The following is a 12,116-nucleotide window of genomic DNA, read 5'->3' as shown; positions in this document are numbered from 1 at the left end:
CTCTCCTCAGACGGTTCCGGTGTACTCGGTGAAGTGCCGTTCCGCGAACAGCTCGGGCCACTGGCCGTCGGCCAGGTCGAGTTCGCGGGCGCGGGCGAGCATCTGCCGCCAGTACGGCTTCACCGGGCGCCAGCGCGCGCCCACCTGGCAGTAGGAGGCGTCGATGAAGTACCGCCCCCGGCCCGGCCCGTCGGGCGCCGGCCGGCGGGTGTGGAACAGCGCCGAGTTGAGCAGCACGGTCGAGCCGGGCGGCAGCCGGTCGATGACCACCTCGCCGGGCAGTTCCGCGGTGCCGTGGTGGGCGAACGCGGACTTGCCGACGGTGCTGTGGTGCGAGCCCGGCAGCACGGCCAGACTGCCGACCTTCTCGTCCAGTCCGCCGAGGTAGTGCAGCGCGTGGACCATCAGCAGCGACGGGTCGGAGCGGTCGTTGGGCTCGCAGTCGTGGTGCCAGGGCTTTCCCGGGATTCCGGGGGACTGGCGGTCGCTGTGCAGGTGGTGGAAGACGAACGACGGCCCGAGCAGGCGGGTCAGCGTCCGCATCAGTGGTGGGTGGGTGAGGAGTTGGCCGTGGGCCGGCAGCTCCAGTTCCAGCAGCGGGGGCGGCCCGTTCCGGACGGGATCGGCGCAGGAGGCGATCGACCGGGCCCGCAGGCCCTCGTCCACCCACCGGTCCACCTCGGGGACGAGCCGTTCGCGCAGTGACTCCGCCAGCAGGCCGGGCAGCACCAGGTACCCGGACTCCAGGAACTGCCGGTGGTACTCGATGTCGAGGGCCTCACGCCCTCCGTAGGACAGTGTCACCGAACCGAACCCCCTCCTTCCGTTCTGCGGGACGAACAACGGGACGTGGCACGAGCAAGGAGGCGCACGGGATCATCCAGACTTCTGGTGGCGACGGAACGTCCGTCACGGTCGCCACGGCCGCCACGACTGAATCGCGATCACCACGAAGAGACACGCGGCGATCACGCAAGGTAGTCCGCCCCAGGAGTATGAACCGGTCTTCGCGTCCACGACAAGACCATTGCCGGCTCATGGACACCTTCCCGCCACCGTGCCGTTCAGCTCCGGCCACCAGTCGATTCCCTTCCCACAAGGAACTCCGGGCCGCTCCCGCCCCGGTGATTCGCCGCCGGAACAGCGGATGCGGCAGAGTGAGCCCATGAGGAGTGCGGAGACCCGGAGTTCCGAGACCGTCGACCGGACCAGCCCGTCGGTCCGTCGACGCCCGGTCCAACAGCGCAGCCAGGAGCGGTACGGCCGCGTCCTGGACGCCTGTGCCGGGCTGCTGGACGAGGTCGGGGCGACCGCGCTCACCACCAAGGAGGTCGCCCACCGCGCCCAGGTGCCGATCGGCACCCTGTACCAGTTCTTCGCCGGCAAGGAGGACCTGCTGGCCGCTCTCGCCGGCCGCAACCTCGACCGGTACCTCCAGCGCCTCGACGCCCGGCTGGCCGCCGCCGCCCCGGTCGACCCGGCTGCCTTCACCGACCTCGCGGTGGAGGAGTTCGTGGCGATGAAACGCTCGGTGCCCGGCTTCGGCCAGGTCGACTTCGGCCTGGCCGGCCCGGTCGTCCCCGCCGGGGTCCGGGACGACCGGCACCTGCTGGACGCGGGCGTGGACAACAACACCGCCGTCGCGCTGCGCCTGCAGGCGCTCGGCGGCGAGGTGTTCCGGGCGAGCGACCCGGCGGCCACCACGCTGACCCTGCGGGTCGCCCTGGAGGCGGCCGACGCGGTGCTCAAGCTGGCCTTCCGCGCCGACCCGAACGGCGATCCGACGCTGATCGCCGAGTGCAAGCGGTTGGTCCGCGGCTACCTCGCGCAACGGCTGCCCGCCCGCTGACGTCCGACCCGCGAAATCCCGCGCGCTTCCCCTCCAGATCCCACACCCATCCGCGCGCGAATCCCCACGCGAATCCCGCGCCCATCGCCCGGGAATCCCCGCCCATCCCCCGCGTCCCGTCCGCCCGAGGCGTTGCGAGCCCGCCGCCCCCGCAGCACAGTGGATAGCGGAACGGCCGCGGAGGCGGCCGCCACGACCCCGAGGACCCAGGGAGCAGACCATGCACGCAGCGGTAGGTGACCAGCTCCACATCCACAGCAGGTCGGTGGGCATGGTGGACCAGAAGGGCGAGATCATCGAGGTGCGCGGCGCCGACGGCCAGCCGCCGTACATGGTCCGCTTCGAGGACGGCCACGAGGGTCTGATCTACCCCGGCCCCGACTGCAACATCGAACAGCGCCAGGCGGGACGCTGACCGACGCCCCCACCACCCCACGGCGCGCGGCCTGTCCGCAGACCCGCGCGAGGTGGTGAGGAGCGGTGTCCGCCCCCACGACCCCGCTGCCCGGGGCGCTCGCCGGGCTCGCGCCACTGCTGGACCACTACGGGTACCTCGCGGTGGCGCTGCTCGTGCTGCTCGACAACTGCGGCATCCCGGTGCCCGGGCAGACCATCCTGGTCCTCGCCTCGGTGTACGCCGGCACCGGGCACCTCAGCCTCGCCGCCGTCCTGCTGATCGCGGCCTGCGCCGCCATCCTCGGCAACAGCCTCGGCTACCTGATCGGCCGCACCGGCGGACGCGCCTTCGTCCACCGCTGGGGCCGGTACGTCCTGCTCACCCCGGCCCGGATGGAACGCGCCGACGGCTTCTTCGAACGGCACGGCGGCAAGGTCGTCGCGGTCGCCCGCTTCGTGGACGTGCTGCGCCAGACCAACGGCATCATCGCCGGGACCACCGGGATGCCCTGGCGCCGGTTCCTGCCGTTCAACGTGCTCGGCGCCGTGCTGTGGACGGGCGTCTGGGGCACCTTCGGCTATGTCGCCGGAGCCAACATCGGCACCGTGTACCGGACCGCGATCCGCTACCAGCTCTGGTTCGCGATCGGCCTCGGAGCGCTGGTCGCCGCCTTCCTGCTCCGCCAGGTGCTGCGGTACCGGCGCCGGCGCCGCGAGGGCGCCGACACCGGGCCCGAGTCCGGCTCCGACACCGGGCCCGGCAGCGACTCCGACACCGGCTCCGGGTCCGGGTCCGGGTCCGGCACCGACGCCGACACCGGCTCCGACACCGGCTCCGGGTCCGGCTCCGGCTCCGGGTCCGACATCGACAAGCCATCGGACTAGCGCAGCGGGAACACCTCGAACGGCACCGCGAAGCGCGTCCCCAGCCGGCTGCCCACCTCCCGGCCGAAGCCCTCCAGGAACTCCCGGGCATTCCCCATCGCCCCACCGAGCCCGGCCAGGTACGCCTTGTGCTCCTCCAGCGAGGCAACGCCCAGGTCGAAGTGGTCACTGGTGTCCACCGCGTGCCCCGACTCCGGCGAGGCCGCCGCCCAGATCTGCCGCACGCCGTTCCACGGCTCGTGCCCCTCCGCCACCAGCTCGCGGAACACCCAGCGGTTCCCGGCGTCCCGGACGCCGTCCAGGGTGGCCCGGCCGACCGCGATGTGGTCGGCCTGGTTGAGGAACACCCCGCCGTACGTCTCCCGGAAGTTGCTGGTGATCACGATGTCCGGGCGGTGGCGGCGCACCACGCGGGCGATGTCCCGGCGCAGCGGCAGCCCGTACTCCACCACGCCGTCCGGGTAGCCGAGGAACTCGACGGTGTCCACGCCGACCACCCGCGCCGAGGCGACCTGCTCGGCTTCCCGCAACGGCCCGCACTCGGCCGGGTCCAGCGAGTCGATGCCCGCTTCGCCGCTGGTCACCATCACGTAGACGACCTTCTTGCCCTGGGAGGTCCACCGGGCGACGGCCGCGGCCCCGCCGTACTCCATGTCGTCGGGGTGGGCGACGATCGCCAGCGCGGTCTGCCAGTCCTCGTCCACGTGCTCGAAGGGCGCGGGGGCCTGCTCGGTCATGCTCTTCCCTCTCGGTGCGGCTCACGGTCGTACGGACGTACGGACGTACCGCAGGCGACTCTAGAAGACCCGTGTCCCTCATGCCCCGTCAGACACTCCTCCACTGAACGGCCTTGCCCCTGACGCAAGGGTCAGGGGTCAGCGTCCGGGCATCCCGCGGCGGCGCCGCCCGCCTCGCCGCCCTGGACGCCGAGATCGCCCGCCTCACCGAGCTGCGGAACAGGCTCGCCCGGCACGTCGCCTCGGGGGTGCGGACCTGCCGGTCGGATCCTGATGGATCGTCAACTCGCTTCGGGGGTGAGGCGGGTGTCGGCGGCTGGGGCTTCCCGGCCGGGCCAGGTGATGCGGGTGGCGCAGAGGGAGACGACGGCGGCGGAGGCGGCGACGGCGGCCATGCCCCAGAGGAGGCTGGTGGCACCGGCAATGAAGCCGATCACGGCGGGGCCGGCCAGGAGGCCGGTGGTGCCCATCGCGGCGACCAGGGAGAGTGCGTCGGCGCCCTGGCGGGCGGCGGCGACGTAGACGCAGGGGGTGACGGCCGCGACGCCGAGGCCGACGCAGGCGAAGCCGAGCAGGGTCGGTACCGTGCCGCCGGCCAGCAGGGCGAGGGCGAGGCCGAGGCCGGCCAGCAGGCTGCCGGTGCGGACGATGCGGCCGTCGCCGAAGCGGGTGCGCCAGCCGTCGGCGAAGATCCGGGCGCACACCATCATGACCGAGACGACGGCGATGCCCATCGGGGCGAGTCCGGCACCCGCGTTCACGACGTCCTTGAGGTAGAGCGCCGACCAGTCGTTCATGGCACCTTCGGTGACGGTGCCGAACACCATCGCGAGGCCCATCCAGAGTGTCGCGACGGTCGGCAGGGTGAAGCCGCGGCGTTCCTCGGTGGCCGCTTCCGGGCTTTGCCGCGGCTCGTCGGGCAGCAGCCCCGGCCGGGCGGCGGCGACGAGTGCCGCGAGGAGGACGGCGGCCAGCCCGAAGTGCACGGCCAGGGCGCCGGTGAAGGCGTTGACGCCGGAGGCCAGCAGGGCGGCGAGGAGTGAGCCGGCGCTGAAGGTGGCGTGCAGCCGGGACATCGTGGTCCGTTCGAAGCGGGCTTCCAGCGCGGCGCCCTGGGCGTTCATCGCGACGTTCAGGCAGCCGACGGCAACGCCGTCGCAGAACAGCACCAGCAGCGTGACGGGGTAGTTCGGCACCACCGACAGGGCGAGCAGGATCAGGCCGAGGGCGAGCGCGGACAGCACCGACAGCGGGCGCGAGCCGAGCCGCCGCATCAGCACCGCCACCAGCGGGAAGGACACCGCCGCGCCGATCCCGCAGGTCATCAGCAGCAGGCCGATCTGGGCCTCGCCGAGGTCGAGCCTGGCCTTGAGCGCGGGCACCCGGGAGACCCAGGTCGCGTACTGGAAGCCGAGGACGAAGAACAGTGCGCCGGTGGACAGTTGGGAGCGGCGGAAGTCGTCGCGAACGGGAGACATGCGGATCAGCCCACTTCGGCTCTGGGTCGGGGCCCGGGGATCGGGTCGGTGGGGTTCGGCAGCGGCCGGGCCGGGACGGGGTCCAGCGGCATCGCCATGTAGACCGCCCGGGTGCCGTAGCTCGCGGGCAGCTCGATCTCGGGCCGGGCGCGGTAGCCCAGGGGGGTCCACAGCACGTGGGAGCCGCGGACGGCGACCAGGGAGAGGGTCCGGTAGCCGGCCGCCCGGGCGGTCTGCTCGAGGTGGCGCAGCATCCGGTGGGACCGGCCCGCACCGCGCAGTTCCTCGGCGATGACCAGGTCGTGGGCGTGCAGGTTGGTGGACTCTCCCCCCTCCCCGTCCCCGTGCTCGTGCTCGCTGCGGCTGAGGTCGGGGCAGCGGAACAGCGGGTACGGCAGGGCCAGCAGGTAGCCGCCGAGGCGACTCGTGTGCTCGAGGACGAAGCAGGTGTCCGGCGAGGCGCGGTGCCGGGACCGCAGCGCCTCGCGGCCCTCGGACAGGCCGCTGGCCGCGTAGGCGCGCTCCTCCAGCGCGACCACCTCGTCCCAGTCGTCCTCCCGGAGCAGCCTGATACGGGACTCACTCATGCGTCGTCTCCCTCGTTTCCCTCGCTGCTCCCGCCGATGCAGGTGTGCGGCAGCGGTTCGAAGCCGTTGAACCCGCGGGTCGCGTAGGCGGTGGCGTACGCGCCGCAGGAGTGGATCCAGACCGGGTCGCCGGAGCCGGCCGCGCGGGGGACCCGCACCAGGCCGTCCTCCTGGGCGTACGCGTCGTCGCTGTCGCAGGTCGGGCCGGCCACCACGGCGTGGACGAACTGGCCGCCGGGGTGGGTGGGGAACTCCAGCCGGTACTGCAGCTGGTCCATCTCGTAGAGGCCGTTGAACTTGCCGCAGCTGAGGTAGAGCCAGTCCTCGCGGGTGCCGTCGAGGCGGTGGCGGGAGGTGAGGCGGGCGACGTGCGCGCGGATCGCGCCGTGGTCGGCGACCAGGTGGCGCCCGGGTTCCAGCAGGAACTCGAGCGGTCCGGTGTTGACGGCGCGCAGCCGGTCCATGCCGTCGCGGATCACCGCGAACATCTTGTCCAGCGGCGGGTCGAGGGGTCGGCCGCGCCGGTCGAGGACGCCGAGGGCGGGCAGTCCGCCGCCGAGGTTGATCCGATCGGGGGTGATGCCGCGCCAGTTGAGTGCTTCCAGTACGGCGGCCAGCGAGTCGACGGCGGCGCCCCAGGCTTCGGCGGTCATCTGCTGCGAGCCGACGTGCACCGACAGGCCGGACGGCACGAGTCCGGCGGTGCGGGCTTCGCCGAGCACCCGCAGGGCGTCCTCGGGCGAGCAGCCGAACTTGTGGCTCAGGCCCCACAGCGCGCCTTCGCCGGTGGTCGCGATCCGGCAGAACACCCGTGCTCCGGGGGCGTGTTCGGCGATCGCGGCGACGTCTTCCACGCTGTCGGTGGCGAAGTCGCGTACGCCCAGCCGGTAGGCCTCGGCGATGTTGCGGTCGGATTTGACGGTGTTGCCGTAGTGGATGAGCTCGGGGGCGACGCCGGTGCGCAGCGCCTGGTCGATCTCCTGGGGGCTGGCCGCGTCGAAGCCGGAGCCGAGGGCGGCGAGGTGGTCCAGCACCTCGTCCACAGGGCAGGCCTTCATGGCGAACCGTACGGCGACGCCCGGCAGTTCGTCGAGCAGGGTGGCGTACTGGCGGCCGATGCCGTCGAGGTCGTAGATGATCCGGTCGTCGGTGGCGGCGGCGAGGGCGGCGCGGAGCGCGGTGTGGTCGGGCCGGTCGGGGCCGGGTTCGCCGGTGTGGACCGCGGTCTCGGTCGGGGCGCGGTGGCTGGGCGTGGGGTTCGGTGCCTGGTGTGCGGTCTGGCGTGTCACGGAGAGCTCCCGGTCTTCCGGCTAGTGCGGCAGCCGGTCGGCGGGGGTGGTCTTGCTCGCCCGCACCAGCGGGCCCCACGCGTCGATCAGCAGGGCGTAGTCCTCGATGTCCGACTGCGCCTGGTCGAGCAGGCGCGCCCGCCGGGGCGCCAGGTGGTCGGCGAACTCGGCGTACTTGCCGCCCAGTCGCCGGTAGCAGCGGTCGAGTTCGGCGAGTCTGCGGTGGTTCTCCGCGCGGTCGGTCGCTGCGCTGCGGCGGGCGGCTTCGGCGATCGGCTCGGGGCGCACGTGGTGGTGCTCGTCCAGCAGGGCGTCGCCGGCGGCCTCCATCTCGGTGTAGACCGGGTAGAGGTAGAGCATGGAGAGCAGGAACTTGGCGTAGCGCAGTTGGTAGGCGGTGAAGCCGGGGCCGGTGCGCCGTTCCGGCGTGTAGTAGTTGACGATGTGCCGGTTGTGGGTGACGCCGGGCAGGGTGGCGTCGTACACGAGGTGGTGCAGGAAGTAGTCGCTGCCGATGGTGTCGGTGGCGGGCGGCAGCGGCACGCGTTCGTACACGTGGTGGTCGAGGCCGATGTTGCACATGTCGATGTGCCAGATGTCGGGTCGGTCGAGTACGGCGCGGTCGGTGGTGAACGGTTCGCTGCCGCCACCCCTGAAGGATTCGGCGACGAGTTCGCGTGTGTCGTGTTCGGCGGCGCCGGTGGGTGCCCAGAGGGCGACCACGTCGTGGTAGACCTCGGGGTCGGTGTCGAGGATCTCGCCGAGGTCGACGGAGAGTTCGCCGACGAAGGAGGCACCGACCAGGGCGACGGGCTTGTCCGCGTGCGCCGGGTCGAGGGTGTTCTCGGTGACGGCGGCGGCCGCGTCGGCGGCCTTCAGCCCGAGGGTGGCCAGCTCGTGCTCGATGGGGAACACCGGTTCGCCGTCGAGCCATTGGTAGCGGCTGTCGGAATCGCGGCGGTGCACCGAGGCGCAGCCGAGCGCGGCGGCGAGCAGGAACGCCCGGTTGGTGCAGGCGCCGTAGGAGACGGCGTCGGGCAGCATCAGGTCGAGCAGTTTGTCGGGGCCCGCGGCGCCGGAGCGGTCGATGACCTCGCGCAGGAAGGCGCGTTGGGCGTCCTCGTCCAGGTGGTGGACGAGGAGGTTCTCGGCGGCGGGCAGGGCGGCGGCCGCGGCGGCGTGCCGGGCGCGCGCGGCGGGGTCGGCGGAGTCCAGCACCAGCAGGTGCACCCGGACGCCGAACCGCCGTACGGCGTAGGCGGCTTCGGCGCCGACGGCGGTGATGGTGTCGGCGCACTCGCGGTTGGTGGGCAGGGTCAGGCAGATGTCGCGCATTCCCGCTCCCCCGTGGTGTCCTGCAGATCAGCTTGCCGAGGGTCGGCTTGCTGCCCTTCGGCTTGCCGAGGGTCGGCTTGCTGCCGGTCGAAGTCCTTGCCGCTCCAGGACCGCAGGCCGAGCAACTTCTCCCCCAGCTCGGTGAGTTCGGCGCGACCGTAGCGCAGCGACTCGGGCCGGGTGGCGTCGCCGACCAGGGTGCGGTTCCAGTCCGGGGTGGCGAGCGTGCGCCAGGATTCCACCCGGGAGCGGCGCAGCTGCTCGGCCTCCTCCAGCGCGGGCATCATCGACAGGTACTGCACCGAGCGCACGCCGCGCTCGGAGGTGTTGGGCGCGACGCCGTGGGCGAGCAGGCCGTTCCAGATCAGCAGGTCGCCGGCCTTCAACTCGGGCCGCACGACGGGGAATTCCTCCCGGTCGACGGTCGGGCGGATCGGGTCGCGGTCGGCCGGCTGGGCGGCCTGCCAGGTGTTGAAGCGGCGGAACAGCTCCGGGTCGCACTGGAAGCCGCCGTGGTCGGGGGCGGTGTCGTTGAGCGCGATGATGCCCTGGACGCGTTGCGGCAGGATGCCCTGGGTGGTGTCGACGTCCCAGTGCAGTTCGATGTCGAAGCCGCGGTCGGTGGGTTCGATGAGCGCGCGGTCGCGGTTGCGGATGTTCGGCGGGTTGAGGTTGAGCCGGTCGAGGGTGACCCAGAGCTCCTCGCAGTCCCACACGTCCACGAAGGCGTCGTAGACGCGCTGCGACTGGCGGCTGTCCCAGATGAGTTGGTGGTGGTAGGCCTCGACGAAGCCGTAGATGTGCAGGTGCTGGTCGAGTTCGTCGCGGTAGTCGCGCTCGCGGTACCAGTCCTCGGGGCGGTCGGGCGACAGGCCCTGGAAGTCCCAGGTGAAGTCGAGCAGGCACCGCGCGGCCTCGGCGGGGATGGCCTGCTTGACGACGGTGTAGCCGTAGGTCTGCCAGTGCGCGTAGTCCTCCTCGGAGAGGACGCGCAGCGGGTGCTTCTTGCGGATCTCGCGCAGCGCGGTGCGGGCCAGGTAGCTCTCGGTGTCCGCGCTGAAGTAGGGGCGCTGCGAGGCGGCGCGGTAGAGATACTCGTCGGCCTGTCCGTCTGGGCTCGGCATGGGCAGTCACTCCATGGTTCGTAGTCGGCGCAGCGCTTGATTCGGCGGGCGGCGCGGGCACGGCGGGCTGCTCGACCGGTTCCCGGCCGGGTCGGGAATTCCTCCCGCGGACCATCTGCGGTCCGCACACGCTCCTTCTCGGCTCGACCCCCGACCGCGCCTCGGCACCACGCCAGGGGTTCAACTCGCCTGCTCGGCAAGGTCTCTCACCTCGCCTCAGGCTTTGCCGAACCACGCCCTCCACACATTGGACTAGACCAACTAATGGTGTCAACCCTTTCCCGTGGGTTACCGATTGGGAAAGTCGGCGCAGCTCACGCCGCCTCTCGCGGTTCGCTTTATGTTTCGGGGACGGACATAAGACGGGGTATGTTTCGAAAATTGACATAAGCGCGAGCGGTGAACCCCACCCGCCCCAGGACCCGTTGTCCCCGCGTGTTAGACCGGGCCCGCGGAGTCCGCCCGCCGTAGGTTGGGGGCGTGCCGCGCCCAGGAGCCGCCCGACTCGCCCCGCCCGACTGGCTGACCGAGAGCCTGCGGCCCCGGGCCGCCCCGATCCCCTGGGCGGCGGTGGCCCGCGCCTCGGTCGCGCTCGCCGCCCCGCTCGCGGTGGGCACCGCCACCGGCCGGCCCTCCTACGGCGCACTGGTGTCGATGGGCGCGCTGTCCGCGGTCATCGGGGACACCGCCGACGCCTACCGGATGCGGATCTTCAACATCGCCGTGCCGCAGCTGTTCGGCGCCCTCGGCGTGCTGCTCGGCACCCTGGTGTACGGCACCGGCTGGACGGCCGTCCTGGCGCTGACCGTCGTCGCACTGGTCTCCGGCATGATCTCCTCGATCGGCGCGGTCGCCTCCGTCTCCGGACTGCTCCTGCTGCTCAACGCGGTGGTCGGGGCGGGCCTGCCGCTGCCCTCCCCCTGGTGGCTGCCGCCCGGGCTGCTGCTGCTCGGCGGCCTGGTGGTGCTCGCCCTGACCCTGCTCGCCTGGCCGCTGCGCATCGGCGTCCCCGAACGCGCGGTGGTCGCCGGGACCTACCGCTCCGTCGCCGACCTGCTCGCGGCCGCCGGCACGCCCGGGTACGACGGCCGGCGCCACGAGCTCACCCAGTCGCTCAACCACTCCTACGACCTGCTGCTCGCCCGGCGGGCCCGCCGACACGGCCGCTCCCCCACCCTGGTGCGGCTGCTCGCCCAGCTCAACGCGGTGATCCCGGTGGTCGAGGGGGCCGCGGCGGCGCACCTGCGCCCGCCCGAGTACGGCCCGCTGCCCGCCGCCTACCCGGCCGCCGTCCGCGCCCTGGCCGACGCCGTCGAGCAGGGCCGCACCGGCCCCGCCCCCTCGCCCGACCTGCCCGTGCCCGCCGGGCCGTCCACCCGGGCGCTGGCCGAGGCGATCGGGCACGCCGCCACCGTCGTGCACGAGGCCGCGCCGGACCCGTACGCCGTCGACGACCGGCTCGGCCGGCCCGCCGGCCTGGAGGTCCGGGCCCGGCGGGCGACCCGGGCGCTGCTGCTGTCCGGCGCGTCCTGGCGGTACGGGCTGCGGCTGGCGCTGTGCATCGGCACCGCGCAGGTGCTGGTCTCGGTGATCGCGGTGCCGCGCTCGTACTGGGTGGCGCTGACCGTGACCTTCGTGATGAAGCCCGACTTCGGCTCGGTGTTCTCCCGCGCCGTGCTGCGCGCGCTCGGCACCGCGGCCGGACTGCTGATCGCCATTCCGGTGCTCGCCGAGGTGCCGCACGGCTGGTGGGACGTGCCGGTGATGGCGGCGTTGGCGACGCTGATCCCCGCGCTGTCCGCCAAGGGGTACGCCTTCCAGACCGCGGCGATCACCCCGGTGATCCTGCTGCTCTCCGACCTGCTCAACCACCAGGGCTTCCACCTGGTGCTCCCCCGGCTCTACGACTCGCTGATCGGCTGCGGCATCACCCTGCTGGCCGGCTACCTGCTGTGGCCGGAGTCCTGGCACACCCGGATCGGCGACCGCCTCGCCGAAGCCGTCCAGGACACCGCCTCGTACGTGTCGCTGGCGTTCACCACCGGGCCGGGAGGGGACGAGCCGGCCCGCGCCCGGTACCGGCGGCGGCTCTACCGGGACCTGTCGGCCGTCCGCAGCGAGTTCCAGCGGGCGCTCACCGAGCCGCCGCCGGTCGGGGCCCGGGCGGAGGCCTGGTGGCCGGTGGTGATCGCGGTCGAGCGGATCGTGGACGCCACCACCGCCACCCGGGTGCGGATCGAGCACGGCGCGCCCGTCCCGACGGCGGCCGAGGTCGGCGCCGTGACCAGGGAGCTGGCCGACCTCGCCGAGGCGCTGCGCACCGGCCGGCCGCTGCCGGAGGCGGGGCCGGACGCGCCGGCGCCGGACTGCGCGCTGGCCCGGCTGCACCACGAGGTGCACGCGGCCCGGTCGGTGGCCGCGCCGGCGTCGTGAGCG

The 12,116-nt window shown here is 72.9% G+C and carries 11 protein-coding genes; 4 read left to right on the top strand and 7 right to left on the bottom strand.

Annotation, left to right across the window (positions count from 1 at the left end):
* Window positions 1-6 precede the first annotated feature (6 nt).
* Window positions 7-804, bottom strand: a complete 798-nt coding sequence (locus ACZ51D_RS29400) for a phytanoyl-CoA dioxygenase family protein (protein WP_465663921.1) — start codon at window positions 802-804, stop codon at window positions 7-9.
* A 361-nt stretch (window positions 805-1,165) separates the two neighbouring features.
* On the opposite strand from ACZ51D_RS29400, the gene ACZ51D_RS29395 reads away from it, so the two are divergent.
* From ACZ51D_RS29395 to ACZ51D_RS29385, 3 genes are all read left to right on the top strand, one after another.
* The gene (locus ACZ51D_RS29395; RefSeq protein WP_360502115.1) at window positions 1,166-1,849 is read left to right on the top strand and encodes a TetR/AcrR family transcriptional regulator; all 684 of its coding nucleotides are present in this window, start codon (window positions 1,166-1,168) and stop codon (window positions 1,847-1,849) included.
* Window positions 1,850-2,069: 220 nt separating this feature from the next.
* A complete protein-coding gene (locus ACZ51D_RS29390) occupies window positions 2,070-2,264 on the top strand; it encodes a DUF1918 domain-containing protein (RefSeq protein ID WP_360502118.1) in 195 nt (64 codons plus the stop codon).
* A 65-nt stretch (window positions 2,265-2,329) separates the two neighbouring features.
* Window positions 2,330-3,130, top strand: coding sequence for a DedA family protein (locus ACZ51D_RS29385; protein WP_465663920.1), 801 nt, complete (start codon window positions 2,330-2,332; stop codon window positions 3,128-3,130).
* Here the strand turns inward: ACZ51D_RS29385 and ACZ51D_RS29380 are convergent.
* The 6 genes from ACZ51D_RS29380 to ACZ51D_RS29355 form a co-directional block, all read right to left on the bottom strand.
* Window positions 3,127-3,867, bottom strand: a complete 741-nt coding sequence (locus ACZ51D_RS29380; protein ID WP_465663919.1) for a PIG-L deacetylase family protein — start codon at window positions 3,865-3,867, stop codon at window positions 3,127-3,129. The two genes, ACZ51D_RS29385 and ACZ51D_RS29380, sit on opposite strands and share 4 nt — an antisense overlap.
* A gap of 281 nt (window positions 3,868-4,148) precedes the next feature.
* Entirely contained in the window at window positions 4,149-5,345 is a 1,197-nt protein-coding gene (locus ACZ51D_RS29375; protein WP_465663918.1) for an MFS transporter, read from the bottom strand.
* A 5-nt stretch (window positions 5,346-5,350) separates the two neighbouring features.
* Window positions 5,351-5,932 (bottom strand): GNAT family N-acetyltransferase, encoded by a 582-nt coding sequence (locus tag ACZ51D_RS29370; protein WP_465623556.1) that lies wholly within the window; start codon window positions 5,930-5,932, stop codon window positions 5,351-5,353.
* Complete coding sequence (locus tag ACZ51D_RS29365) at window positions 5,929-7,071, bottom strand: type III PLP-dependent enzyme (protein WP_465623566.1); 1,143 nt, start codon at window positions 7,069-7,071, stop codon at window positions 5,929-5,931. Before ACZ51D_RS29365 ends, ACZ51D_RS29370 begins: the two co-directional genes overlap by 4 nt.
* Window positions 7,072-7,242: 171 nt before the next feature.
* Window positions 7,243-8,556, bottom strand: a complete 1,314-nt coding sequence (locus ACZ51D_RS29360) for a DUF6271 family protein (protein ID WP_465623558.1) — start codon at window positions 8,554-8,556, stop codon at window positions 7,243-7,245.
* Entirely contained in the window at window positions 8,538-9,680 is a 1,143-nt protein-coding gene (locus ACZ51D_RS29355) for a phytanoyl-CoA dioxygenase family protein (protein WP_465623559.1), read from the bottom strand. The genes ACZ51D_RS29360 and ACZ51D_RS29355 overlap by 19 nt, the downstream gene beginning before the upstream one ends.
* Window positions 9,681-10,160: 480 nt before the next feature.
* On the opposite strand from ACZ51D_RS29355, the gene ACZ51D_RS29350 reads away from it, so the two are divergent.
* Window positions 10,161-12,113: an FUSC family protein gene (locus ACZ51D_RS29350; protein ID WP_465624828.1), complete on the top strand. Its 1,953-nt coding sequence runs from the start codon at window positions 10,161-10,163 to the stop codon at window positions 12,111-12,113.
* Window positions 12,114-12,116 lie beyond the last annotated feature (3 nt).

The sequence above is a fragment of the Kitasatospora sp. NPDC033851 genome, assembly GCF_055576085.1.
The sequence above is the reverse complement of the archived record's forward strand: the minus strand, read 5'-3'. Positions and strand labels throughout refer to the sequence as shown.

Bases quoted from the DNA above. Each gene is read 5' to 3' on its own strand.
- ACZ51D_RS29395 (WP_360502115.1), top strand. From the start codon at position 1,166: ATGAGGAGTGCGGAGACCCGGAGTTCCGAGACCGTCGACCGGACCAGC.
- ACZ51D_RS29390 (WP_360502118.1), top strand. From the start codon at position 2,070: ATGCACGCAGCGGTAGGTGACCAGCTCCACATCCACAGCAGGTCGGTG.
- ACZ51D_RS29380 (WP_465663919.1), bottom strand. From the start codon at position 3,867: ATGACCGAGCAGGCCCCCGCGCCCTTCGAGCACGTGGACGAGGACTGG.
- ACZ51D_RS29375 (WP_465663918.1), bottom strand. From the start codon at position 5,345: ATGTCTCCCGTTCGCGACGACTTCCGCCGCTCCCAACTGTCCACCGGC.
- ACZ51D_RS29370 (WP_465623556.1), bottom strand. From the start codon at position 5,932: ATGAGTGAGTCCCGTATCAGGCTGCTCCGGGAGGACGACTGGGACGAG.
- ACZ51D_RS29360 (WP_465623558.1), bottom strand. From the start codon at position 8,556: ATGCGCGACATCTGCCTGACCCTGCCCACCAACCGCGAGTGCGCCGAC.
- ACZ51D_RS29355 (WP_465623559.1), bottom strand. From the start codon at position 9,680: ATGCCGAGCCCAGACGGACAGGCCGACGAGTATCTCTACCGCGCCGCC.